Raw genomic sequence first — 24,155 nt, 5'->3', positions numbered from 1 at the left:
AAACATTATCCATTTTATTTTTTTACTTTTTTGTTTTCTTTTTCTTTTCCTTCTTGATTTTCTTCTTCTTGAGCACCTTTAATAATTGTCCGCGAATTTTTTACGCTTGCTATCAATGTATGGGAAGGGTGCAATATAGTATATTTATCATTATATAAATCTTCAATTGTTATTCTATCTCCTATATCTAAAGAATTTATATTTAATTTAATATGTTCTGGCATATTATGTGAATTTGCTTTCACTTTTAATTTTCTGATATTCAAATGATATTCACCTCCTTTTTCTACTCCAACAGGTCTACCAAAAGATTTAATAGGAATTTCTAATATAATAGATTTAAATTTATCAATTTTGTAAAAATCAACATGTAATATTTTTTCATTAACAGGATCAAATTGTATTTCCTTTCGAATCGCGTTAATACTTCGGTCATATCCTTCTATCTGAAGAATAATACCATATACTTCTGTTGTATATATTATTTTCTTTAAACTTTCTAATGAAGTAGAAAACGGAATATTTGTATTTTTTCCATATAAAATACACGGAACTTTTCCAGAAAGTCGAATGGAACGGACTGCTTTTTTCCCAATATCTCTTTTATAACCATATATATTAACATATTTCATATTATAAATTTATTACTAATGGACTCGTCTTTATGTACTGATTGCATCACTTCCGCAAAAAGCGGAGCACAAGACAAAATTTTAATTTTATCACTTGGATTCACTTGATTTATAGGAATTGTATCTGTTACTGCCAATTCTTCAATTGCTGACTGATGTATTTTTTCATATGAATTTCCTGATAAAACAGGATGAGTAGCTATCGCACGTACACTTTTAGCTCCTTGTTTCTTTATTAAATTAGCCGCTTCCGTCAAGGTTCCAGCTGTATCTACCATGTCATCTATAAGTATAATATTTTTTTCTTTTACATTTCCTATAAGATTCATGAATTCTATTTCATTTGCTTTTTTTCTTTCTTTATAACAGATTACTACATCTGTTCCTAAATAACCAGCATAACTTCTAGCTCTTTTAGCCCCTCCCATATCTGGAGAAGCGATTGTTAATTGATCTATATTTAATTTTTTAATATAATCAATAAATATTCTAGATGCATACAAATGATCTACAGGTATATCAAAAAATCCTTGAATTTGATCCGCGTGTAAATCCATAGTCATGACTCTAGTCGCTCCTGAAGCGACTATCAAATTCGCTATAAGTTTAGCGGCAATAGGAGTTCTAGGTATATCTTTATGATCTTGTCTAGCCCATCCGAAATACGGAATCACAAGTGTTATGTTATAAGCTGAAGCTCTACGAGCTGCATCGCACATTAACAATAATTCCATTAAATTATCTACTGGAGGAAAAGTAGACCCAATCAAAAATACTTGAGATCCACGAACAGATTGTTCAAAACAAGGAGTATATTCTCCATCACTAAATTCTAAGAATCGTACTTTACCTAGAAAGTTTCCATAGTAATAAGCTATATTTTCTGATAGTTTTAACCCACTTCTTGTAGAAAAGAAGAGAACCTTTTGATTCATAGTTATATTTTTTTATGCAAAAATACTCTTTAAATTAAAAAAGAAAATAGATATTGGGATCATGAAACAATATTTAAATTTATTAAAAAACGTATTAAAAAAGGGAATCAAAAGAAAAGATAGAACTGGCATAGGGACAATAAGCTTATTTGGATCTCAAATGAGATTTGACTTAAAGAAAGGTTTCCCTCTTTTAACTACTAAAAAATTAAATATACGGTCTATTATTTATGAACTATTATGGTTTTTAAAAGGTGATACAAACATTCAATTTTTAGTAAATAATCAAGTTAATATTTGGAACAAGTGGGCGGACAATCATGGAGAATTAGGTCCTATATATGGATTTCAATGGAGAAAATGGCCAACCTACGATGGCCATTTTGTAGATCAAATCGTTAATCTTATAAAAGAAATAAAATTTAATCCTAATTCTAGACGTTTAATTGTTTCTTCTTGGAATGTAGGGATGATTAAAAGTATGGCACTCCCTCCTTGTCATTTATTATTTCAATTTTATGTATATAAAAAAAAATTATCGTTACTTTTATATCAAAGAAGTGCAGATATCTTTATTGGATTACCATTCAATATTGCTTCTTACGCTTTGTTACTCACTATGTTAGCTAACATACTCCATTTAAAAGAAAAAGAACTCATTCATACTATAGGAGATGCTCATATCTATAATAATCATATTGAGCAAGTTAAACTACAGATGAAAAGAACCCCAAGACCACTTCCTAAAATGATTATAAATTCTTCTGTGAAAGATATTTTTCAATATCGTTTTGAAGACTTTGAATTAAAGAACTATAATCCTTTTCCTCATATTAAGGGAGATGTTGCCATTTAATTAAAAAATTAAAAATTTATTTTCTTTCTAATAACCAATCTTTGAAAACATGAAAATTATTGGATAAAGATATTTTTTTGTTGGTATTTTTTGTATTCAAAAATATTTCTAGTTCTTGAGTCGGTACAATTTTTTTACGCAAAAAAGATGGTATATGATCTAAAAATTTAATAGGATGAGCAGTTTCTAAAAATATAGCTGGATCTGAAGTATTATTAATTTCTTGTAAATATTGTCTAAGCCCTAAATAACCAATCGCTCCATGTGGATCTAGCATGTATTTATATTTTTTCCACATTATTTTTATAATTGACAAAGTTTCTTCATCTGTGAATTTGTAGGAAGATAGTTTTTTTCTTAATTGAAACATATTTTTTTTATATAAATACCATATTCTAGAAAAATTACTTGGATTAGATATATCCATAGCATTTGATATAGTTTTTTTTACCGGAAAAGGATGGTATTTTTCAGATTTTAAAAATCTAGGTATAGTATCGTTAATATTTGTAGATGCAATAAAAAATTTTATTGGTAATCCCATTTTTTCAGCCATCATTCCTGCACAAATATTCCCAAAGTTTCCACTAGGAACTGAAAAAATTAATTCTATAGGATTTTTTTCTATTATTTGTCTGTAAGCTAAAAAATAATAAAACATTTGAGGAAGCCATCTCCCTACATTAATAGAATTAGCAGAAGTTAATGTGTATTTATCGTTCACTTTCTTGTCTAAAAAGGCTTTTTTTACCATGCTCTGACAGTCATCGAAGTCCCCATCTATTTCTAAAGCGAATATATTATCTCCCAATGAAGTGATTTGTTTTTTTTGTAAAGAACTGATTCCATTATATGGATATAAAATAATGACTTCTATTCCAGGCTTTTTATGAAACCCTTTAGCAACAGCGCCCCCGGTATCTCCTGAAGTCGCTACTAAAACCGTAACGGTTTTTCCTAATTTTTCAGAAAAAAAATTTAAACATTCTGCCATAAACTTAGCTCCCACATCTTTAAAAGATAAAGTGGGACCATGAAAAAGTTCTAATACATGAATATTATCATGTATTTTTTTCAATGGAAAAGAAAAATTCAAAGTATCATGAATAATATTATCAATGTACTTTTCTGGGATGCATTTTTCAATATAAGGTTTTATTACAAACATGGCTATCGTATAGATATCATAAGCTGGAAGTTTATGAATAAATTTAGGGGATAGTTTAGGAATACATTCAGGCATATATAACCCACCATCAGGGGATAATCCTGTTAAAACAGCATCTTCGAAAGAAACTAAGTTTTTATAATTTTTTAAACTATAATATAACATATTAATTATTTTTTCTATAATATTTGAGTCCACTTGACTCCTTGCTGATTGATAGGAGAAGTATAAGTTTTATAATCAACTTTTAACGGAGAATATACTCTATTCATAACTTCAGTCACTTTTTTTGCCGTATGATTTCCTTTGCTCAACATGAAAACAGAAGGACCTGAACCAGAAATTCCTCCTCCCAAAGCTCCTATTTCTTTGCATCTTATTTTTAATTCATAAAAAGCTGGAATTAGCATTGCTCGTATTGGTTCAGCAATAACATCTTCTAAAGACCTACTTATTAATCCATAATCTTCTAGATATAATCCTGCTACCAATGCCCCTACATTCCCCCACTGTCTAATAGCATCTGTCATTAATATTTTTTGTTTTAAAATTTCTCTAGCATCTGATGTTTTAACTTCAATTTGCGGATGTATGATGCTAACCCATAATTCATTAGGAGTGTGTAATTTAGTTATGTCCAATGGTTTATAACTCCTAACTAATGTTAGTCCTCCCATGATAGCAGGAGCAACATTGTCAGCATGAGCAGTCCCACTTGCTACACGTTCTCCTTCCATAGCAAAACGTATTAATTGTATGCTATTGAAAGGGTTTCCTAATAGAACATTAGCTCCATAAACTACCCCAGCGGCACTAGCGGCACTAGATCCTATTCCGCTTCCAGGGTGAATATTTTTAATTAATTCAATTTCAAATCCTATTTTTTTTTCGTTATCAAATTTTTGTTTTTGTTGATATTTTTTCAATAAAAATTGCAAAGCAACAAAAGCCACATTTTTTCTTGGATCATTAGGTAATGAAGCCCCATATATTCGATTAATACGTATTCCTGGATTATTAGATTTATATAAAAAAATTTCATCTTTAGGAAAATCTAAAGCTAATCCAATAACATCAAAACCACAAGCTAAATTAGCGACAGTAGCTGGTGCAAATATTTTAATTCCCTTCATGATTTTTATTTAGTAGCTTTAATAATATCTGAAAAAACTCCAGATGCAGTAACTTCGGCTCCAGCACCTGCTCCTTTTATGATAAGAGGTTGTTCCGCATAACGATATGTATTATATAAAACCATATTATCTTTTCCTTCTAATTGAAAAAATGGATGAATCTGTGAAACAGATTCTAATCCAACAGAAGCGACTCCATTTTCATAACGTGCAATAAAACGTAAACGTTTTTTATCTTTTTCCGCTTCACTTCTTATTTTAAAAAAATAATCTCTGTATCTGTGCAATTCTTGATAAAAATTATCTATAGAACTTGAATTCAAACAAGTTTCTGGAAGAAAAGATTTCTGATGAATATCACTCAATTCTAATGGAGAACCACATTCTCTTGCTAAAATTAGTATTTTTCGCATAACATCTAATCCACTTAAATCAATTCTAGAATCCGGTTCTGTATATCCTTTTAATTGAGCTTCTTTTACTACTTCTAAAAAAGATTTTTTTCCTACAAAATGATTAAATATAAAATTTAAACTTCCTGATAATACAGCTTCTATTTTATGAATTTTATCTCCACTATTAATTAGATCGTTCAGTGTACTAATGACTGGTAAACTAGCACCTACATTAGTTTCAAACAAAAATGGGGCTTTAAAATGTCTAGAAAGTGTTTTTAATTTTTTATAATGATCATAATCGGAGGAACAAGCTATTTTATTACAAGTAATAACGCCTATTCCATTTTTTAGAAATTTATCATAGGTCATAGCCATTTCTTCACTAGCTGTATTATCTACAAATAAACTATTCCTTAGATTAAATTTCCATACTTTTTCCATAAAGGAATATATATTCATATTTATACCTTTTTGGTTCAGATATTGTCCCCAATCACTTAAGTTAATTCCATGATCATTAAAATACATTTTCTTGCTGTTAGCTAATCCAATGACTCTAACTTGAAGCTTTAATTCTTCTAATAAGTAATTTTGTTGTTGATCTATCTGTTCAAGCAATTTGCTTCCCACTTTTCCTACTCCACAAATAAAAAGATTAATTTGTTTTGGTGGACTTTCAAAAAAAGCTTCATGTAAAGTGTTTAATGCCTTTTTAAAATCGTTTTTTCTAATAACGGCTGATATATTTTTTTCAGTAGAACCTTGCGCTATAGCTCTGACATTAATACTATTTCTTCCTAAAGCTGAAAACATTTTCCCACTAGTTCCATGAAGATTTTTCATATTATCTCCCACCACCGCAATGATACAAAGATCTTTCTCGATTCTTAATGGATCAATCCGTCTTTGATGTATTTCTTGAGCAAATTCACTATCTATAACGGCTTTTGCTTTAATTACATCTGTTTCATGAATTCCTGTCGTAATTGAATGTTCTGAAGAACTTTGAGTGATAAATATTACATTTATTTTTTCCCGTGATAAAGCTTCGAATAAACGTTTGGAATATCCAGGAATTCCGATCATACCACTTCCTTCCAAAGTAAGCAATGCCATATTCTGAATTCCAGATATTCCGGTAACAGGTTGACTAATATTTGTATTTTTGTTAATATAAATCAAAGTTCCCGTATCTAAAGGAGAGAAAGTATTTTTAATTTGTATAGGAATATGTTTTTTCATAGCAGGTTGAATCGTAGGAGGATAAATAACTTTTGCTCCAAAATGTGATAATTCCATAGCTTCCTCATAAGAAATTTCTTTTATAGGAAAAGCTTGATTCACTATTTTTGGATTTGCTGTCATCATTCCACTTACATCCGTCCATATTTCTAGTAAACTAGCTGATATCGCCGCAGCTAAAATAGCCGCTGTATAATCAGACCCTCCTCTTCCAAGAGTAGTGGTTTCGTTTTCTAACGTAGAAGCGATAAATCCTGGTAAAACGATGTATTCTGATGTTTTTTCACAAAAAAACTGAATAATATGGTGATTACTTGTGATAAAATCTACTTGTGCGCATCCAAATTGAGAATCTGTAATAATTAAATCTCTGCTATCTTTACAAACTGCATCTAACCCAGATTGTTTCAATTTTTCTGCAATGAGGAAAGAAGAACTCAATTCTCCAAAACTCATGATTTTATCTAAAGATCGTTTTGAAAGTTCTTCTACTTGAAAAATACCGTCACATAAACTTTCTAAATCATTTATATTTTTTTTAATCCAACTGATTAAATGACTTTGATAGGTGATAGGAAACAATTCTCTTATAATATTAAGATGTCGAATCTCTATTTCTTCTAATATATTTTTATAAATATTTTTTCTTTCAGAAGCTAATTGGCCACATTGAATCAACTGGTCCGTAATGTTTCCTAATGCAGATACAACAATAGCATATCTTCCTTTTGGTTTTTTTTCTAACAAAGAACAAATACGTTTTATTGCATCAGAATGAGCTACGGAACTACCCCCAAATTTTAAAACTTGCATTTTTTAATTATTTTTTAAAACAATTTTCCCATTATTAAAGATGCTAACAAAAATAACGATAATTTGTGGAGACGTATTTTTTTTTATTCTTTTGATTGATATTTAAGTTTTTTCATCTATAGAGCTACAATTTTTTTGTAAAAATTAGATGATAGTTAAGAACTTTGTAAGATGCAATCAGGATGAAAAACGATTCTATTTATCTTTCATTATTATAATATTTCATAACTTTAATCCCATATATGTATTATTATGTATGTTGTTTGTTGCAACGAATATTATGTTTATGAATTAAATTAAAGAAAGCATATGCATTTAACTTCTTATGAAAAGGAAAAAATTCTTCTGCACATGGCTGGAGAATTGGCAAAAAAACGTTTAAAAAGAGGATTAAAATTGAATTATCCTGAATCTTTAGCTTTAATCGCTCATTATGTAATGGAAGGAGCTCGTGATGGAAAAACAGTAAAAGATCTCATGTATGAAGCAGGAAATATTCTGAACCATGAACAAGTTATGGATGGAGTGTATGAATTACTTAATAATGTTCAAGTAGAAGCAACTTTTCCTGATGGAACAAAGTTGGTAACTATACATCATCCTATCAAAAAAAATAGAAAAAAAAATTCTAATTTAATTCCAGGACAATATGATCTTCTAAAAGAAGAGATTGTATTCTTCCCCGGAAGATCTCGTATAGAAAGAATAGTATCCAATACAGGGACTCGCCCTATTCAAGTAGGATCTCATTTTCATTTTTATGAAACCAATTCTGCTCTTCTTTTTGACAGAGAAGGAACTAAAGGATACAAACTCGATATTCCTTCTGGTAGATCCGTTCGTTTTGAACCAGGTGAAACAAAAGAAATTATGTTAGTAGAAATTGGAGGAAGTAAAAAAATTTATGGATTTTCAGGAAAAGAAAATACAACTATATGAAAAAAATAGATAGAGAATCTTATGCAAGTATGTATGGTCCTACTAAAGGGGATAAAATTCGTTTAGGAGACACATCTTTATGGATTGAAATAGAAAAAGACTATACTATTTATGGAGATGAATGTGTTTTTGGAGGAGGAAAAGTTATTAGAGACGGAATGGGCCAACATCCATTTGCAACAAGAGATGAAGGAGTTTTAGATTTAGTATTAACTAATGCTATTATTATAGATCATTGGGGAATTGTAAAAGCGGATATAGGAATTAAAAATGGTCTTATTGTTGGAATAGGAAAAGCTGGAAATCCATATTTTATGGACGGAGTTACTCCTAATATGTATATTGGAGCAGGAACAGAAGTCATTTCTTCGGAAAATATTATAGTAACATCTGGAAGTGTAGATAGTCATGTTCATTTTATATGCCCACAATTGTTTGAAGTCGCATTAGAAAGTGGAACAACTACTATTATTGGTGGAGGTTCAGGTCCCGCGACTGGAACTATAGCTACAAATTGTACTTCAGGCGTATGGAATATTCAAAGAATGTTAAAAAGTACAGACCATATTCCTATTAATTTTATTTTTCTTGCTAGTGGAAATAGCTCTCGCCCCGAAGCTTTAATTGAACAAGTAAAAGCTGGAGCTGGTGGATTAAAAATACATGAAGATTGGGGGAGTACTTTCCATGTTATAGATCAATGTTTGAATGTAGCAGAAAAATTGGATGTACAAGTCAACATACATACAGATTCATTAAATGAATCCGGTTATGTAGAAGATACCTTAAAAATATTCAAAAATAGAACAATTCACACTTATCATACAGAAGGGGCCGGCGGTGGACATGCTCCTGATTTATTGAAAGTTATATCGTTTTCTAATATTTTACCTTCATCAACAAGTCCTACCATGCCTTATACTTGTAATACCATAGATGAACATTTAGATATGTTAATGATTTGTCATCATTTGGATTCTAATTTACCAGAAGATATTGCTTTTGCTAAATCACGTATAAGATCTGAAACTATTAGCGCAGAAGGAGTTTTACATGATATGGGAGCCATTAGTATGACTAGTTCAGATTCTCAAGCTATGGGACGTATAGGGGAGATCGTAAAACGAACATGGCAAACAGCTGATAAAATGAAAAAACAAAGAGGATCTATAAATGAAGATCATTCAAAAAATGATAATTTTAGAGTAAAAAGATATATTTCAAAATATACTATAAATCCTGCTATTACTCATGGTATTTCAGAATATGTAGGATCGATTCATATCGGAAAAATGGCAGATTTAGTATTATGGAAGCCTTCTTTTTTTGGAGTAAAACCTGAGTTAGTCATAAAGAGTGGGATGATTGTTTATGCAAGTATGGGAGATCCTAATGCTACTATTCCTACACCTCAGCCATTTATGTATCGAAAAATGTTTGGATACTTTGAACCAAAATTAAGCAGTGTTTTTGTATCAATAAATGCAATTAACAATGGTTTTTTTGATAAAAATAAAATTAAGAAACAAATAAAAATAGTAAGAGGATGTCGTGCTTTATCCAAAAAAAACATGATCTTAAATGAAGAAATGCCTAATTTAGAAGTGGATCCCAAAACTTATAATGTTTATATCAATGGAGAGAAAATAAGCTCTCATCCTTCTGATATTTTACCTCTTTCTCAAAGATATTTCTTATTCTGAATTAAAAAAATACCCAGGGCGGGATTCGAACCCGCATGATGTAAAAAAATCACTGGATTTTGAGTCCAGCGCGTCTGCCTGTTTCGCCACCTGGGTTTTATCAAAATATATGATATAATATATATATAGTCAATTTAAATAAGTTTTTCTATTCCTATTTTCAATTGTTTTAAAAAAGTAAATTCGTCATTATTTTTTGCATATAAGTAAATAACTCTTTTTATATTAGATAAATAAATAAGCTTACAACATTCTTTACACGGAAAATGAGTGATATATATGGACCCTCCTTCACAAGAGAAAGAAGAAGAAGATACTTTTAATATTGCATTTGCTTCTGCATGTATAACATACCATTTAGTATTTCCGTTATGATCTTCACATATATTATCAAATCCATTTGGAGTACGATTATAACCATCAGATATGATTTTGTTATTTTTAACTATAATAGCTCCTACTTTTTTTTTTTACAAAAAGATAATTTTGAACGTTCAACTGCCATATTCATATACACCATGTCATGGTATTTTTTATAAATCATTACAAATAAATATGAAAAAAATATATAGCATACAAAATACAAAAATTAAAGATTTGATAAAAATTTATCAAAAAAAAAATTATATGAATGTTTTTTTTGTTGAAGGAATAAAAGAATTTGAAATGGCTATAAAAGGGAATTTTTCCCCAATAAAAATATTTATATGCGAAAAAATATTTAAAAAATATAATATGATTCAGTCATTTCATTCCATCACTTTTATTATTAGTATGAAAATTTTTAAAAAATTAGCATACAGAGATAATTCAGGGGGAATTATTGCTCTGTTTAAAGAAAAAAAATATATAAATCAATTGAAAAACATAAAAATTTCTAATAATAATTCTTATTTAATACTTATACTAGATGGAATAGAAAAACCTGGGAATATAGGAGCTATGTTAAGAGTAGCTGACGTCGCAAATATTCATATTATCATACTATGTAACATGAAAACTTATGTGTATAACTCTAATATTATTAGATGTAGCTTAGGGACTCTTTTTACAAGAAACATTTTTATAGAAAAAATAGAATCAATCATATATTGGTTACAAAAGAATAAAATACAAGTTTTAACAACAGGATTTCATAAGCATAAAAAAGCGATAAATCTATACCATACTAAATTCTATCATAATAATAATATAGCTATAGTTTTTGGTTCTGAAAATAAAGGAGTATCTAATATTTGGATTGAGAAAGCTAATAAAATAATAACAATTCCTATGTTTGGAAATATAGATTCATTAAATGTTAGCAATGCAATGTCTATAATTATATATGAAATTATTAGACAAAGAAATTATGCTAAAATATAATTTATATCCGTTTTTCATATATTTTCATATATGTAGTCTATTTTTAAAGTTTTTTTTTTGGAAGCCTCAACAGACAATCTATCACAATAGTCATTGATATAATGATCATTATGACTTTTTATCCAATGAAATATAACAAAATGTTGGTAAAACAAATATAAAAACCTTTTCCATAAATCTACATTTTTTTTATTGTGAAAGTTATTTTTTTCCCATTTATAAATCCATCTATTTTGCACAGTATTTACAATATATTTAGAATCAGTAAAAACAATAATATTTTGCTTTTTATTTTTTATTTTTTCCAATCCCACTATCACTGATAACAGTTCCATTCTATTATTAGTTGTATAACGAAATCCTTCTGAAATTATTTTTCTATTATAAAAATGACCAAAAAATATTTCTATAAAAATTCCATACCCTCCTGGTCCAGGATTTCCTTTCGAAGAGCCGTCAGTATAAATATGTATTTTTTTTTTCACGAATAATTTAATTCATGTAATTAACTATTTTTTTTTTCACGTTCAAATTTTTCTAATTGATATTTTATTAAATTAAAACATTTTTCTTTCAAATTGTTCTTATCTTTTAAGGATAAATTTTTTGTTGATATGGAATGATGTTGTTTAATTCTTATTTTTCCTGGTCTTCCTTTTGTAATAGAAGAACTGGGAAATTTTGTTTTTATGTCAGCTATAGTAAAAGGAATAATAGAAATTTTTTTTAAAATAGCGATAAAAAAAGCCCCGTTCTTGAAATGATCTAAGAAAATATGAGGTTTAGGGACACCACCTTCTGGAAAGATACAGACACTTTTTCCAGAATCTACTTTATCTTCTATTTTTTTAAATACATGTATACAACTCGATAAATTTTTTCTATCAATAAGAATATTACTCTTTTTATAAACAAATCCAAAAAAAGGAAGCTTAGCTAACTCTGCCTTTCCAACAAAAACCAAAGGATGATTTCTCATCAAAGAGTAAATTAACATAATATCCATAATAGAACTATGATTACTGATAATTACGTATTGTTGATTCTTATCTAACATTTCTTTATCTTTTTCTAACACATACCAAAACCCCATAAGAAAAAGATTGCTTCTAGCCCACATTTGATGAAACCAATATGCAATAGGATAGTGTTTTTCTTTGAAAAGAAACGGGATAGAAGCTCCTGCCCATAAGGGAATCAAAAATATATTGATAAGAAAAAACCATGTACGCCATAACAATATTAATGATATTTGTATAATTCTCATTGAAGTGATAAAATTAATAGAAATATATAAAATTCGTAATAACTTTATAAGTTTATTTATTTTATTTTAAACAAAAATTATTGAATAGTACTTCAATTGTTAAGCATGATATAAAAAAAAATCTGATCTTTATGTAAAAAAAAGTATTTCCTTAGATAGAGATACATGTATACATTAGGAGAGTTTATTATAGAAAATAGAGATCGTTTTTCATATTCCACCGAAGCATTATTACGATTGTTTAGCTCTATAAAATTAGCTTCTAAAGCTATTCATAAAGAAGTTAATAAAGCAGGGTTAACAGAAAAAATCATAGGAAGTTCTGGCGTTACTAATGTGCAAGGTGAAAATCAACAAAAATTGGATGATTTTGCTCATAAAGCTTTCATTGAATCTTTTAAAAGTCGAAATGTTGTTTGCGGAATTGCTTCTGAAGAAAGTAAAGATTTTATAGTAATAAAAGGAAAACAAGAAAAAAATTTTAAAAATCAGTACATTGTTTTAATAGATCCACTTGATGGTTCTTCTAATATCGATGTGAATGTATCTATTGGAACTATATTTTCTGTATATATGAGAAAATCTCCTATTCAAATGAATTTAACAATAGAAGATTTTTTGCAAAAAGGCAATCAACAAATTCTTGCCGGATATATTATTTATGGATCTTCTACTATATTGGTATATAGCACTGGAAATGGGGTGCATGGATTTACTTTAGATCCTTCAGTTGGAACATTTTACTTATCTCATTTTAATCTTCGTTTTCCTAAAACAGAAAAGATATATTCTATTAATGAAGGTAATTCTGATAAATTCCCTAATGGAATTAGGGAATTTATCAGGTATTGTCAAGAAGAAAAAGATAATCGTCCCTATACAGCAAGATATATTGGATCTTTAGTCGGAGATTTTCACCGAAATATGATACAAGGAGGAATATATATCTATCCAAAAACAGCTTCTTCTCCAGAAGGAAAATTAAGATTACTTTATGAATGTAATCCTATCGCTTTTTTAGCAGAACAAGCTGGAGGAAAAGCTTCTGATGGGAAAAAACGGATTTTAGACATAAAACCAACTAAATTGCATCAAAGAACTCCATTTGCTTGTGGGCCTACAGGGATGGTTTCCAAGTTAGAAGAGTTTATGGGATATTGTGAATAAATTTTAAAAAAAATGCAATTTAAAGAAAAAAAAAGTTTTGAAAAAGTAATAAAAAATGGAAAATATTTCTTTGTATATCCTATTTTGTCTGTTCTTTTATCAGAAAAAAGTTTTGATAAAAATTCATCAATCAATCTCGTTGGAACTCTGGTAAAAAAAAAATTTCAAAAAATCAGTTCACAGAAATAGAATAAAACGTTTATTAAAAGCTTCTTTTTTTTTAAATAAATCGATTTTAGAAAAACACATTTTAATTATAAATCAAAATTATTACATAATTTTGATTTATAAAGCTTTCTATTTACCTGAATTTAAAAATATTAATGAATCTGTTCTAAATATTTTTAATAAAATAATAAAAAACCATTAATTATTAATTATTGCTGAAATAATTGCCCCGCATTTGCCCCAAAAATTTTCACAGCAAAAGCTAATAAAACAATTCCAAATATTTTCTTTAAAATATCCAATCCGTTATTTCCTATTTTTTCAGCTATAAAATCACATCTATCTATAACAAAATAAACAACTATCATATTCAAAATGAGAGATAAAAGAATAACATTTACGTCATAAGTTGCTCTTAATGAAATTAAAGTAGTTAAAGATCCAGGACCAGCTATAAGTGGAAAAGCTATTGGAACAATAGAAGTTTGAGCATTTTCCGTAACCTTATGAAGGTCTATTCCCAATATCATTTCTAAACCTATTAAAAATAATACTACAGATCCCGCTACAGAGAAAGAATGCACATCAACTCCAATAATTTTCAGCATAGGTTGTCCTAAAAAAAGAAAAGATAAAAATATTACAAGAGAAGTGATTATAACTTTTTTAGTGTCTATAATGTTCCCCTTTGATTTAAACCCCATAATTATGGGGGCGTTCCCTAATATGTCTATAATGCTAAAAAGTATCATAAAACAACTGATTAATGAATTTATCCATTCCATACTCAAAATTTATTCATGAAATTTTTTATGATTGAAATAATTTTTTAAAATATAATATGTATGTATATACAAATTAAATAAAATTATAATCAGTATCATTAATTTTAACAAAAAAAAACTCATATCATATAAATGGAATAGAATTATTTAAAGTCCATTTTCATAAGCTTTCCATCCTGCATTTCTATATTCTTCTGCTGTGATTTTAGGATTTACAGATTGATAAATAGCTTTCCCCACAATAATAAAATCACTTCCATTTTTTTCAAAAGCTTGAACAGGATGAATGTAATTATTTCCTACATTATTTGTTTTCATAGAAAAATGAATCCCAGGTGTAAATAATAATAATCGATCATCTATTTTTCTTTGTGCAACAGTTCCAATAACTTTTGGATTTTTTAAAGAAATATTTAGCGCTTTTCTTACATAATTATCATCAGATAATCTTCCATAAGAGGACATTTCAGATATTGTAATCAACCCTATACTAGAAGGTATGTTCAAATTTTGTATACTCATACTACCAGCAAGGACGTGCGCTGTAATGATGTCCGCCCAAGAAGAAATTTTATGTATTCCGTAATGCAATTGAAGACAATTAGTAGGACCAACGTCACATAATTTTCTATCTTCGAATAATAAAAATTTTTTTTCTATAGAAATGTTTTTAAGATTATTTATAAATGAATATGAAAAATCATCTATAATATCTGCATGTAGTTTTAATCCACAAATTCTGTCGCCAATTAAATTTACTAATTTCAAAATATTTTTAGTATATATTAAATCAGCGGAAACTATTAAATTTGTTTTTTTTTTCAATGTAATATCTATAAGTTTTTTTCCTATAGGATGAGAGATTTTATCTTTTTTTTCTTCATAGGATATCCGTTTATTTTGAATATTTTTTATATTTTTTTTTCTAAAAAAAAATTGAATCATGTCTATTTCTTTTTTTTTTAAAAAATGTTTCTTTCTTAATATTTTGAAAACTTCTCCTATTCGAAATAAAGTTCGGATATTATATCCTCTTTTTTTTATATTTTCTATTCCTCCTTGTTCTCTATCAAGAATAGACATAATATTTTTTATTATTAATCCTTCTTTTTCAAGGTCTATTACCGTTTTTAGTAAACTATCTCCGCTTGTGATAACATCTTCTATAATTAAGCAGTTTTGTCCTTTTTTATATATTCCTTCAATCATTCGTTCAGTCCCATATCCTTTATTTTCTTTTCTTTTAATAATTAGCGGAATTTTATAGACCAAAGATAAAGCAGTAGCTATCGGTAAAGCCGCATATGGAACTCCACAAATTAACTCGAAATCATAAGATGGCACTTCATGTATCAGTAAATCCGATAACTTTATTAATAAATCAGGTCTAGAAGCTATTGGACGAAAATCTATATATATAGAAGAATTCATTCCACTTTTTAATGTGAAATTTCCAAATTTTATAATTCCTAAATTATAAATTTCTAAAAAAAATTGTTCTTTTTCTTCCATAAGAAAAACTGTTTTGGTAAAGTTAAAAATTTTATACTTTGGATTCTATTATAATTAATAATGTGATTATGAAAAAAATAGATATTTCTGCTAATATAAACGGGATAAAACTCCCGTTATGTATTCTGAATGCATCAGGAGTTCTTTGTTCAACTGATGAAGAACTATCCAGTTTATTAAATAGTTCTTCTGGTGGAGTTGTGACAAAAAGTTGTACACATAAACCAAGAAAAGGAAATGTTTTACCTAGATATTTTGAATGGAATACAGGAAGTATAAATTCAATGGGATTACCTAATCTTGGTATTAATTTTTATCTAAATTTTTTAGAAAATAAAAATATAAATAAACCTATTTTTCTTTCTATATCCGGATTATCTACAGAAGAAAACTGTTTTCTTATTCGAAAAGCAAACCAATCTTCAAAAGTCACTGCTATAGAATTAAATTTGTCTTGTCCAAATCTTCTTGAAAAAGAAAATATGTTAGGTTATGATTTTTATAAAATTTCAAATTTTATGGAAAATATATTTAAATTTAATAAAAAACCTTTAGGAATTAAACTTCCTCCTTATTTTCAAGATGCACATATTAAAAATGTAGCTTTAATTCTAAATCAGTTTCCTATTTTTTTTATTACTTGTATTAATAGTTTACCTAATGGTCTTTTTATTGACACAAATAAGGAGTCAGTAGTAATACGACCTAAAAAAGGATTTGGAGGAATAGGCGGGTCAATTATAAAACCATTTGCATTAGCTAACATTCATAAGTTTTATACTTATCTTCGAAAAGATATTTCTATAATAGGATGTGGAGGGATTTCTTCTGGAGAAGATATTTTTGAACACATATTATGTGGAGCTTCTGCTGTTCAAATTGGAACACAATTTATGAAGGAGGGAATTTCGGTATTTGAAAGACTGAAAAAAGAGTTGACTTTTATTTTAGAAAAAAAGAATTATTCATCTATAAATAGTTTTAAAGGAAGATTAAAAAATTTTCAATAAGATTTAGAAAAAACTACTCTTTGCATAGAAGGTTTTCCAGAAAAAATGCATTTTCCTTTTTCCTTTTCATTATACATAGGAATGCAACGTATAGTTGCTTCTGTTTCTTCTTGAATTTTTTTCCCTGTATTTTTTGTTCCATCCCAATGAGCAAAAATAAATCCTCCTGAATGATTTATTTTATTCTTAAAATCATTGTAATGATCTGATTTTATAATTAATTTTTGAGTTCTGTGAAAAGCTTTTTTATAAATATTTTTTTGTATTTCATCTAGTAATTTTAGTATTGAATCTTTTAAATTTTTCCAAGGTATATATGTTTTTTCATATGTGTCTCTTCTAAATATTTCTACTTTTTCATTTTGTATTTCATTTTTTCCTATGCTAATTCGTATAGGCACTCCTTTTATTTCATATTCATGAAATTTCCATCCAGGAGTCAATGTAATTCTATTATCATATTTTACTCTTATTTTTTCTTTTTTTATAATATTTAAAATTTTTTCTGATATTTTATTAATGATTGTATTGTTTTCTTTATAATATATAGGAATAATAACAATTTGTATAGGAGCTATTTTTGGAGGTAAGACTAAACCTCGATCATCAGAATGCGACATAACTAATCCCCCTATTAATCTTGTAGATACGCCCCAAGAAGTCCCCCATACATATTCTTTTTTTCCGTTAGAATTAGTAAATTTCACATCAAAAGCTTTAGAAAAATTTTGTCCTAAAAAATGTGAGGTTCCAATTTGTAAAGCTTTTCCATCTTGCATAAGGGCTTCGATGCAGTATGTTTTTTCTGAACCATAGAATTTATCCATATATGGTTTGATTCCTTTCAATACAGGAATAGCCAAAAATTTTTCTGAAAAATCTGTATAAATATTTAATATTTTTATGGCTTCTTCTATAGCTTCTTTTTCTGTAGAATGAGCCGTATGCCCTTCTTGCCATAAGAATTCAGAAGTTCTAAGAAATAAACGAGTTCGCATTTCCCATCTTAGTGCATTTCCCCACTGATTAAATAAAATTGGTAAATCTCTATAAGATTGAATCCAACGTTTATAAGTTTTCCATATAATACTTTCTGAAGTAGGTCTAATTACTAGTTCTTCTTGCAACTTAGATTCAGGATCAACGATTAGCTCTTCTTTATCTTGATTTTTTTTTAATCTAGAATGTGTAACAACGGCACATCCTTCAGAAAAAATTTCAGTATGCTCTTTTTCTTTTGAGAAAGCAGATTTTGGAATAAGTAAAGGAAAATAAACATTTTGATGTCCAGTTAATTGTAACATTTTGTCTAGTATTGTTTTCATTCTATCCCATAAAGAGTATCCATATGGTTTAATAATCATAAAACCACGTACTCCGGAAAATTCTGCTAAACCAGATTTAACAACAATTTCATTGTACCATTTTGAGTAATTTTCACTACGTTTACTTAATTGACTCATAATAAATGATTCTATTTTGAAAGATAGAAAAATTATTTAACACATTTAATTTTATTTCTAAATTAGTAATTTATTAAATAAATAATTATATGGCCCACCCTAAAAGAAGGCAATCTAAATCTAGAAAAAACAAAAGAAGAAGTCATTTTAAAATAAAAGAACCTTTATTAGCAAAGTGTGTTGTTACCAATCAAAAACATTTATACCATCATGCACATTGGTATGAAAACAAGCTTTATTACAGAGGAAGAATTGTCTATAGTAAAAAAAATAAAAAAGAATCCTTATAAATAAAATAAAAAATTATGGATTTAAAAAAAATAAAATCCCTGATTCAATTTATTTCTGGTTCAAATATTGATGAAATAAAGATTAAAATAGGAAATACTGAAATATACATGAAAAATAGAACATTAATAAAAAAAGAAAAACGTTCATGGAATCCTGCTTATCCTACTAAAATATCTTCATCATCATCTTCTTCTATTTCTTCTGATTTTTCTGATAGATTTTATAAAATAGAAAAAGAAAATAAAAACAAATATTTAACCATAAAATCTCCTATGATAGGAACATTTTACAGAAAACCTCATCCTGATCAAGAGCCTTTTGTCAAAATAGGAGATAAAGTAAAAATAGGAACAAAAGTTTGTGTAATCGAAGCTATGAAATTATTTAATGATATTGAATCTGAAGTTAATGGAAACTTGGTGAAAGTTTTAGTGGAAGATGCTTCCCCTGTTGATTATGACCAGCCTTTATTTCTTATAGATCCGAATTGTTAAATTTTTATGTTTAAAAAAATATTAATAGCTAATCGTGGAGAAATTGCTTTGCGAATTATACGAACAGCTAAAGAAATGGGAATTAAAACTGTAGCTGTTTATTCTACAGCAGATAAACATAGTCTTCATGTTTATTTTGCTGATGAAGCTGTATGTATTGGGCCTCCTCATTCATATCAATCTTATTTAAATATACCAAATTTGATTTCTGCAGCAGAAATTACGAACGCAGATGCCATTCATCCTGGATATGGATTTTTGTCTGAAAATGCATATTTTTCTTCTATGTGTCAGAAACATGATATAAAATTTATTGGGGCTAAACCTAGTCATATGATTCAAATGGGGAATAAAATTTCAGCCAAAAAAACTATGAAAAAAGTTGGAATTTCTTGTTTACCTGGATCTGACTGTTTTTTTGAATCATCTTATAAAGAGATTGAGAAAATTGCAGATAAAATAGGATATCCGATTATTATAAAAGCGGTTTATGGTGGTGGAGGGAAAGGAATCCGATCTGTTTTAGATAAAAATCATTTAAAAAATTCTTGGGAAGAAGCTAAAAAAGAAGCTTGGTCTTGTTTTGGAAAAAAAGATATGTATATAGAAAAATTAATTTTAAATCCAAGACACATAGAAATACAAATTCTAGGAGATAAATATGGAGAAGCATGTCATTTATCAGAAAGAGATTGTTCCATTCAAAGAAGAAATCAAAAATTGGTAGAAGAAGCCCCTTCTCCATTTTTAACTAGATCCCTTAGAAAAAAAATGGGAGAAGAAGCCGTAAAAGCAGCTGAATTTATTCATTATGAAGGAGTAGGAACTATAGAATTTTTGGTAGATCAAAATAAGAATTTTTATTTTATGGAAATGAATCCAAGAATACAAGTGGAACATACTATAACCGAAGAAATAACAGGTTTAGATTTAATTCAAGAACAAATATCCATAGCTTATGGTAAAAAACTTTCTAGAAAAAAAAATTATTATCCCAAAATGTATTCAATAGAATGTAGAATTAATGCAGAAGAACCGCATTACAATTTTCGTCCTGTTCCTGGAAAAATCACTCAAATGCATTTACCTGGAGGAAAAGGTGTGCGCATTGACACACATATTTATGCAGGATATTTTGTCCCACATTATTATGATCCTATGATTGCTAAAATTATTACCACGGCTAAAAGTAGAAAAGAAACCATTGAAAAAATGCGTCGTTCTTTAGATGAATTTGTAATAGAAGGAATACATACAACTCTTCCTTTCCACAGAAAACTTATGCAAAATAATGATTTTTTAAAAGGAAATTATAATACAAATTTTTTAGATAATCTAAATTCCGATTTTTACAATAGAATACAAATAAAATAAATGTTATTTTTTATCAAACAATTTTAAAAAATTGATCATTTCTTGAATGTTCCCATTCATAAATCCTGCAAGATCATAAATAGATTTATGAATTCGATGATCCGTGACTCGATTTTTAGGATAATTGTAGGTACGAATTTTTACGGAACGATCCCCTGTAGAAATCAAGGATTTTCTTTTTACAGATATTTTTTTTAATCTTTTTTCTTTTTCATTTTGATAAATACGTGATCGTAAAATGCTTATAGCTTTTTCAAAATTTTTATGTTGAGAGCGTTCTTCTTGACATTCTACTGTAATTTTACTTGGAATATGTGTTAATCGGACAGCAGATTCTGTTTTGTTTACATGTTGTCCTCCAGATCCACTAGACCTAAAAGTATCTTTTTTTATATCAGATAAGTTAATGTTGATTTCTATATCTTTTACTTTAGGGAGAACGGCTACGGTGATAGCAGATGTGTGTACTCTTCCCTGAGATTCTGTTTTTGGAATCCTTTGCACTCTATGCACTCCAGATTCGAATTTTAAATTAGCATAAACCCCTTCTTCTCCATTGACATCTAAAATAATTTCTTTGTATCCTTTTATTCCTCCTCTTTGAGCATGTATGATTTTATATTTCCAACCTGATTTTTTAAAATACATAGTATACATTCTTAATATATCTTCTACAAAAAGACATGCTTCATCTCCACCTGTTCCAGAACGGAGTTCCACGATAGCAGCGTTTCTATGATCTTCTGTTGCACATTCTTCTTTGGAAGAAGAAAGTAGACGACAGGATTCTTTTTCAATAGAAGATAAATTTTCTAATATTTTGTATTTTTCTGTTGAAGCTAATTCCTTCATTTCCGGATCAGAATCGTTTTCTATAATGAAATTTATTTCTTTAAGAAAAGTTAATTTTTTATTGTATTCTTCATATAGAGAAACTATTTTTTCTAATTTTTTGTATTTTTTTAATAATGTTTTGTACTGATTTTGATCAGATATAATACTAGGTTGTATAATTGATTCTGAAATTTCATGAAATTCCTTTTTATAAACTTCTAACTTTTGAATCAATGAAGTTTTTTTCATTTTTAAATCTTATAAATCCCTTTATTATATTTATGTTGAAATCAACTATTATCGTATTCGATTTATAGAATCGATTAATTCGATATCTTTTTTTATAGCTCTATTCGTTATATATAAAATATATATACATAATATAAAAAAAATAAACATGATAAATATGTATATATTCACATTCAATTGATAACATGAAAAAAAAAGGATTATTACATGAATAGTATTAGCAAGTATATTAATTTTGTTGAAAAATATTTGCAATTTTTTTTCTTTGAAAAGGAAAAAACTTAAAATAGATAGGAATAGACATATAATTATAAAAATTAAAATTGTTTCTTTCAAATACAAATGAAAATCAAAAAAATCAGTTATCTTTTTATTTAAAGAACATAAAAAGTATATGAGGAAAGAATAAATAAAAATAGAAATAAGTAAGTACAATGTTTGTATTCTATATAACATAATATGAAAGATTAAATTATTTTTATAATGTTATTAAAGTTCAAATTAATTTTTTGTATAATTGCATTTATCGTTTCTAAGTTATTTTTTTTCATAATACATTACATACACTAAAAACATATTACTTAACCAAGCATATATATTATTATATATAAAACCCAATCACTTTATGTTTGATATAACTGAATTAAAAAGTAAAAAACTTTTTGAATTACAGGAGATTGCTCGTTCATCAGGATTAAAAAAATGTACACAATTACGAAAGAACGAACTTCTAGAAAAAATTATTTCCATTTTCAATAATAAAAAAAATACTTCTGTTTCAAAAAGAGAAAATCCTTTAAAAAAAGGATTTAAAATGCGAAAAAACACTGAATCTAAAAATTCATTATCTAAAAATTCATTTTCAGAAAACAACAGCATAAATGGTAAAAAAAAATTGATTCCCCAAGAACATTTAAAAATTTCAAATTCTAAACTTTCAGAAGAATCCACGAAATTTCAAAAAAAACATCAAAATTTTTCTAATTGGAAAAAAAATGATAGAAATGATAGATTCGAAGCTCAAAATACATCATCATCTCACGGAATAGAAGTAGGATCACAGAAAATCTCTTCTAATAAATACCGTACTCCTGAATATGAATTTGAAGGTATAATAATAAGCGAAGGAGTATTGGAAATTATGCCAGAAAATTACGGATTTTTAAGATCTTCTGATTTTAATTATTTATCATCTCCTGATGACATTTACGTTTCTCAATCTCAAATTAGACTTTTTGGGATGAAAACAGGAGATACAATAAGGGGAGAAGTTCGTCCACCTAAAGATGGGGAAAAATATTTTCCATTAATTAAAATTCTTGAAATCAATGGAAGATCTCCCTCTTTTGTTAGGGATAGAGATTCTTTTGAGCATTTAACTCCATTATTTCCAAACGAAAAATTTAAATTAGCTGAAAAAAATGCAACTCTTTCTACAAGAATTGTAGACCTTTTCACTCCTATAGGAAAAGGACAAAGAGGAATGATTGTCGCACCCCCTAAAACAGGAAAAACTACTTTATTAAAAGAAATAGCTAATGCTATTGCGGCTAATCATACTGAAGTATATTTAATTATATTATTGATTGATGAACGGCCAGAAGAAGTAACAGATATGCAGAGAAATGTGAAAGGAGAAGTCATTGCGTCTACTTTTGATGAACCAGCAGATAGACATGTTAAAGTCGCTAACATTGTTTTGCAAAAAGCAAAAAGAATGGTCGAATGCTCACATGACGTTGTCATATTGTTAGATTCAATTACGCGTTTAGCGCGTGCTTATAACACTGTTTCTCCTGCGTCTGGAAAGGTATTATCAGGAGGAGTGGATGCAAATGCATTACACCGACCTAAAAGATTTTTCGGAGCCGCTAGAAACATAGAAAATGGAGGATCTTTATCTATAATCGCCACAGCTATGATTGATACAGGATCGAAAATGGATGAAGTAATTTTTGAAGAATTTAAAGGAACAGGGAATAAAGAGCTTCAATTAGATAGAAAAATAGCTAATAAACGAATTTATCCAGCTATTGATCTTGTTTCTTCTAGTACAAGAAAAGACGATCTTTTACTTGATCCAAACACATTACAAAGAATGTGGATTTTGCGAAAACATCTTTCCGATATGAACCCAGTGGAAGCTATGGAATTTTTAAGATCTAGAATGTCTAGAACTCAAAATAATGAAGAATTTTTAATATCTATGAATGGATGAATTCATTTTAATATTTGATTTTGTAGATGAAAAACATTATATTCACACAATATAATATTCGCGGGATGGAGCAGTTGGTAGCTCGTCGGGCTCATAACCCGAAGGTCATAGGTTCGAGTCCTATTCCCGCTATTTTTTC

24 protein-coding genes, 2 tRNA genes and 1 pseudogene are annotated in these 24,155 nt (G+C 28.0%); 13 read left to right on the top strand and 14 right to left on the bottom strand.

Annotation, left to right across the window (positions count from 1 at the left end):
* Positions 1 to 14: 14 nt before the first annotated feature.
* Positions 15 to 632, bottom strand: coding sequence for a 50S ribosomal protein L25 (locus tag H0H64_RS00720; protein WP_185857442.1), 618 nt, complete (start codon positions 630 to 632; stop codon positions 15 to 17).
* A complete protein-coding gene (locus H0H64_RS00715) occupies positions 629 to 1,567 on the bottom strand; it encodes a ribose-phosphate diphosphokinase (protein WP_185857441.1) in 939 nt (312 codons plus the stop codon). Before H0H64_RS00715 ends, H0H64_RS00720 begins: the two co-directional genes overlap by 4 nt.
* A gap of 61 nt (positions 1,568 to 1,628) precedes the next feature.
* On the opposite strand from H0H64_RS00715, the gene H0H64_RS00710 reads away from it, so the two are divergent.
* A complete protein-coding gene (locus H0H64_RS00710) occupies positions 1,629 to 2,423 on the top strand; it encodes a thymidylate synthase (RefSeq protein ID WP_185857440.1) in 795 nt (264 codons plus the stop codon).
* A 16-nt stretch (positions 2,424 to 2,439) separates the two neighbouring features.
* On the opposite strand, the gene thrC is transcribed toward H0H64_RS00710, so the two are convergent.
* The 3 genes from thrC to thrA are packed head-to-tail and all read right to left on the bottom strand — an operon-like array spanning position 2,440 to position 7,177.
* Positions 2,440 to 3,756, bottom strand: coding sequence for a threonine synthase (gene thrC, locus H0H64_RS00705; protein WP_185857439.1), 1,317 nt, complete (start codon positions 3,754 to 3,756; stop codon positions 2,440 to 2,442).
* Between the two features lie 14 nt (positions 3,757 to 3,770).
* The gene (locus H0H64_RS00700; RefSeq protein ID WP_185857438.1) at positions 3,771 to 4,724 is read right to left on the bottom strand and encodes a homoserine kinase; all 954 of its coding nucleotides are present in this window, start codon (positions 4,722 to 4,724) and stop codon (positions 3,771 to 3,773) included.
* A 5-nt stretch (positions 4,725 to 4,729) separates the two neighbouring features.
* A complete protein-coding gene (thrA, locus tag H0H64_RS00695) occupies positions 4,730 to 7,177 on the bottom strand; it encodes a bifunctional aspartate kinase/homoserine dehydrogenase I (RefSeq protein WP_185857437.1) in 2,448 nt (815 codons plus the stop codon).
* Positions 7,178 to 7,486: 309 nt separating this feature from the next.
* On the opposite strand from thrA, the gene H0H64_RS00690 reads away from it, so the two are divergent.
* Together H0H64_RS00690 and ureC are read left to right on the top strand one after the other, a co-directional pair.
* Complete coding sequence (locus H0H64_RS00690; RefSeq protein ID WP_185857436.1) at positions 7,487 to 8,116, top strand: urease subunit gamma; 630 nt, start codon at positions 7,487 to 7,489, stop codon at positions 8,114 to 8,116.
* Positions 8,113 to 9,819, top strand: a complete 1,707-nt coding sequence (ureC, locus tag H0H64_RS00685) for an urease subunit alpha (RefSeq protein WP_202983775.1) — start codon at positions 8,113 to 8,115, stop codon at positions 9,817 to 9,819. The genes H0H64_RS00690 and ureC overlap by 4 nt, the downstream gene beginning before the upstream one ends.
* Before the next feature lie 10 nt (positions 9,820 to 9,829).
* Here the strand turns inward: ureC and H0H64_RS00680 are convergent.
* Together H0H64_RS00680 and H0H64_RS00675 are read right to left on the bottom strand one after the other, a co-directional pair.
* Positions 9,830 to 9,915: transfer RNA gene (locus H0H64_RS00680), tRNA-Leu, on the bottom strand.
* A gap of 38 nt (positions 9,916 to 9,953) precedes the next feature.
* Positions 9,954 to 10,363: pseudogene (locus H0H64_RS00675) on the bottom strand (deoxycytidylate deaminase).
* 11 nt (positions 10,364 to 10,374) lie between these two features.
* Here H0H64_RS00675 and H0H64_RS00670 point away from each other — a divergent pair.
* Complete coding sequence (locus H0H64_RS00670; RefSeq protein ID WP_185857435.1) at positions 10,375 to 11,184, top strand: RNA methyltransferase; 810 nt, start codon at positions 10,375 to 10,377, stop codon at positions 11,182 to 11,184.
* Positions 11,185 to 11,198: 14 nt separating this feature from the next.
* Here H0H64_RS00670 and H0H64_RS00665 read toward each other — a convergent pair whose 3' ends face one another.
* Together H0H64_RS00665 and H0H64_RS00660 are read right to left on the bottom strand one after the other, a co-directional pair.
* Entirely contained in the window at positions 11,199 to 11,669 is a 471-nt protein-coding gene (locus H0H64_RS00665) for a ribonuclease HI (RefSeq protein ID WP_185857434.1), read from the bottom strand.
* Between the two features lie 20 nt (positions 11,670 to 11,689).
* Positions 11,690 to 12,451: a lysophospholipid acyltransferase family protein gene (locus H0H64_RS00660; RefSeq protein WP_185857433.1), complete on the bottom strand. Its 762-nt coding sequence runs from the start codon at positions 12,449 to 12,451 to the stop codon at positions 11,690 to 11,692.
* A gap of 165 nt (positions 12,452 to 12,616) precedes the next feature.
* Between H0H64_RS00660 and fbp the strand changes: the two genes are divergently transcribed.
* The 3 genes from fbp to H0H64_RS03125 are packed head-to-tail and all read left to right on the top strand — an operon-like array spanning position 12,617 to position 13,988.
* Positions 12,617 to 13,618, top strand: a complete 1,002-nt coding sequence (gene fbp / locus H0H64_RS00655) for a class 1 fructose-bisphosphatase (RefSeq protein ID WP_185857432.1) — start codon at positions 12,617 to 12,619, stop codon at positions 13,616 to 13,618.
* 12 nt (positions 13,619 to 13,630) lie between these two features.
* Entirely contained in the window at positions 13,631 to 13,807 is a 177-nt protein-coding gene (locus H0H64_RS00650; RefSeq protein ID WP_185857431.1) for a hypothetical protein, read from the top strand.
* 1 nt (position 13,808) lies between these two features.
* The gene (locus H0H64_RS03125; protein WP_185857595.1) at positions 13,809 to 13,988 is read left to right on the top strand and encodes a hypothetical protein; all 180 of its coding nucleotides are present in this window, start codon (positions 13,809 to 13,811) and stop codon (positions 13,986 to 13,988) included.
* Positions 13,989 to 13,995: 7 nt separating this feature from the next.
* Here the strand turns inward: H0H64_RS03125 and H0H64_RS00640 are convergent, their stop codons facing one another.
* Together H0H64_RS00640 and pyrF are read right to left on the bottom strand one after the other, a co-directional pair.
* A complete protein-coding gene (locus H0H64_RS00640; protein ID WP_185857594.1) occupies positions 13,996 to 14,571 on the bottom strand; it encodes a MarC family protein in 576 nt (191 codons plus the stop codon).
* 147 nt (positions 14,572 to 14,718) lie between these two features.
* Complete coding sequence (gene pyrF / locus H0H64_RS00635) at positions 14,719 to 16,083, bottom strand: orotidine-5'-phosphate decarboxylase (protein ID WP_185857430.1); 1,365 nt, start codon at positions 16,081 to 16,083, stop codon at positions 14,719 to 14,721.
* 62 nt (positions 16,084 to 16,145) lie between these two features.
* Here pyrF and H0H64_RS00630 point away from each other — a divergent pair, with 62 nt between their 5' ends.
* Positions 16,146 to 17,093, top strand: a complete 948-nt coding sequence (locus tag H0H64_RS00630; RefSeq protein ID WP_202983777.1) for a dihydroorotate oxidase — start codon at positions 16,146 to 16,148, stop codon at positions 17,091 to 17,093.
* Here the strand turns inward: H0H64_RS00630 and proS are convergent.
* Entirely contained in the window at positions 17,087 to 18,556 is a 1,470-nt protein-coding gene (gene proS, locus H0H64_RS00625) for a proline--tRNA ligase (protein WP_185857428.1), read from the bottom strand. The two genes, H0H64_RS00630 and proS, sit on opposite strands and share 7 nt — an antisense overlap.
* Before the next feature lie 89 nt (positions 18,557 to 18,645).
* Here proS and rpmF point away from each other — a divergent pair, with 89 nt between their 5' ends.
* Genes rpmF through accC form a run of 3 tightly spaced genes read left to right on the top strand, consistent with a single transcriptional unit; the run spans position 18,646 to position 20,715 of the window.
* A complete protein-coding gene (rpmF, locus tag H0H64_RS00620; RefSeq protein WP_185857427.1) occupies positions 18,646 to 18,846 on the top strand; it encodes a 50S ribosomal protein L32 in 201 nt (66 codons plus the stop codon).
* Between the two features lie 15 nt (positions 18,847 to 18,861).
* Positions 18,862 to 19,341: an acetyl-CoA carboxylase biotin carboxyl carrier protein gene (gene accB / locus H0H64_RS00615; RefSeq protein WP_185857426.1), complete on the top strand. Its 480-nt coding sequence runs from the start codon at positions 18,862 to 18,864 to the stop codon at positions 19,339 to 19,341.
* 6 nt (positions 19,342 to 19,347) lie between these two features.
* Complete coding sequence (gene accC, locus H0H64_RS00610; RefSeq protein WP_185857425.1) at positions 19,348 to 20,715, top strand: acetyl-CoA carboxylase biotin carboxylase subunit; 1,368 nt, start codon at positions 19,348 to 19,350, stop codon at positions 20,713 to 20,715.
* A 3-nt stretch (positions 20,716 to 20,718) separates the two neighbouring features.
* Here accC and prfA read toward each other — a convergent pair whose 3' ends face one another.
* Both prfA and H0H64_RS00600 read right to left on the bottom strand, forming a co-directional pair.
* Positions 20,719 to 21,798 carry a peptide chain release factor 1 gene (prfA, locus tag H0H64_RS00605; protein WP_185857424.1) on the bottom strand — a complete coding sequence of 360 codons (1,080 nt, stop codon included), beginning with the start codon at positions 21,796 to 21,798 and terminating at the stop codon, positions 20,719 to 20,721.
* Positions 21,799 to 21,846: 48 nt separating this feature from the next.
* The gene (locus H0H64_RS00600) at positions 21,847 to 22,254 is read right to left on the bottom strand and encodes a DUF4293 family protein (protein WP_185857423.1); all 408 of its coding nucleotides are present in this window, start codon (positions 22,252 to 22,254) and stop codon (positions 21,847 to 21,849) included.
* A 169-nt stretch (positions 22,255 to 22,423) separates the two neighbouring features.
* Here H0H64_RS00600 and rho point away from each other — a divergent pair, with 169 nt between their 5' ends.
* Both rho and H0H64_RS00590 read left to right on the top strand, forming a co-directional pair.
* Positions 22,424 to 24,016, top strand: a complete 1,593-nt coding sequence (rho, locus tag H0H64_RS00595; RefSeq protein WP_185857422.1) for a transcription termination factor Rho — start codon at positions 22,424 to 22,426, stop codon at positions 24,014 to 24,016.
* Positions 24,017 to 24,075: 59 nt separating this feature from the next.
* Positions 24,076 to 24,148: transfer RNA gene (locus H0H64_RS00590), tRNA-Met, on the top strand.
* Positions 24,149 to 24,155: the final 7 nt, after the last annotated feature.

This window comes from Blattabacterium cuenoti (assembly GCF_014251635.1).
Classification (GTDB): domain Bacteria; phylum Bacteroidota; class Bacteroidia; order Flavobacteriales; family Blattabacteriaceae; genus Blattabacterium; species Blattabacterium cuenoti_S.
Note: the sequence above shows the minus strand (reverse complement) of the source record. Positions and strands in the feature narration are given on the sequence as shown.

Coding starts and splice junctions, on each gene's coding strand:
- H0H64_RS00720 (WP_185857442.1), bottom strand. CDS start 632: ATGAAATATGTTAATATATATGGTTATAAAAGAGATATTGGGAAAAAA.
- H0H64_RS00715 (WP_185857441.1), bottom strand. CDS start 1,567: ATGAATCAAAAGGTTCTCTTCTTTTCTACAAGAAGTGGGTTAAAACTA.
- H0H64_RS00710 (WP_185857440.1), top strand. CDS start 1,629: ATGAAACAATATTTAAATTTATTAAAAAACGTATTAAAAAAGGGAATC.
- thrC (WP_185857439.1), bottom strand. CDS start 3,756: ATGTTATATTATAGTTTAAAAAATTATAAAAACTTAGTTTCTTTCGAA.
- H0H64_RS00700 (WP_185857438.1), bottom strand. CDS start 4,724: ATGAAGGGAATTAAAATATTTGCACCAGCTACTGTCGCTAATTTAGCT.
- thrA (WP_185857437.1), bottom strand. CDS start 7,177: ATGCAAGTTTTAAAATTTGGGGGTAGTTCCGTAGCTCATTCTGATGCA.
- H0H64_RS00690 (WP_185857436.1), top strand. CDS start 7,487: ATGCATTTAACTTCTTATGAAAAGGAAAAAATTCTTCTGCACATGGCT.
- ureC (WP_202983775.1), top strand. CDS start 8,113: ATGAAAAAAATAGATAGAGAATCTTATGCAAGTATGTATGGTCCTACT.
- H0H64_RS00670 (WP_185857435.1), top strand. CDS start 10,375: ATGAAAAAAATATATAGCATACAAAATACAAAAATTAAAGATTTGATA.
- H0H64_RS00660 (WP_185857433.1), bottom strand. CDS start 12,451: ATGAGAATTATACAAATATCATTAATATTGTTATGGCGTACATGGTTT.
- fbp (WP_185857432.1), top strand. CDS start 12,617: ATGTATACATTAGGAGAGTTTATTATAGAAAATAGAGATCGTTTTTCA.
- H0H64_RS00650 (WP_185857431.1), top strand. CDS start 13,631: ATGCAATTTAAAGAAAAAAAAAGTTTTGAAAAAGTAATAAAAAATGGA.
- H0H64_RS00640 (WP_185857594.1), bottom strand. CDS start 14,571: ATGGAATGGATAAATTCATTAATCAGTTGTTTTATGATACTTTTTAGC.
- pyrF (WP_185857430.1), bottom strand. CDS start 16,083: ATGGAAGAAAAAGAACAATTTTTTTTAGAAATTTATAATTTAGGAATT.
- proS (WP_185857428.1), bottom strand. CDS start 18,556: ATGAGTCAATTAAGTAAACGTAGTGAAAATTACTCAAAATGGTACAAT.
- rpmF (WP_185857427.1), top strand. CDS start 18,646: ATGGCCCACCCTAAAAGAAGGCAATCTAAATCTAGAAAAAACAAAAGA.
- accB (WP_185857426.1), top strand. CDS start 18,862: ATGGATTTAAAAAAAATAAAATCCCTGATTCAATTTATTTCTGGTTCA.
- accC (WP_185857425.1), top strand. CDS start 19,348: ATGTTTAAAAAAATATTAATAGCTAATCGTGGAGAAATTGCTTTGCGA.
- prfA (WP_185857424.1), bottom strand. CDS start 21,798: ATGAAAAAAACTTCATTGATTCAAAAGTTAGAAGTTTATAAAAAGGAA.
- H0H64_RS00600 (WP_185857423.1), bottom strand. CDS start 22,254: ATGTTATATAGAATACAAACATTGTACTTACTTATTTCTATTTTTATT.
- rho (WP_185857422.1), top strand. CDS start 22,424: ATGTTTGATATAACTGAATTAAAAAGTAAAAAACTTTTTGAATTACAG.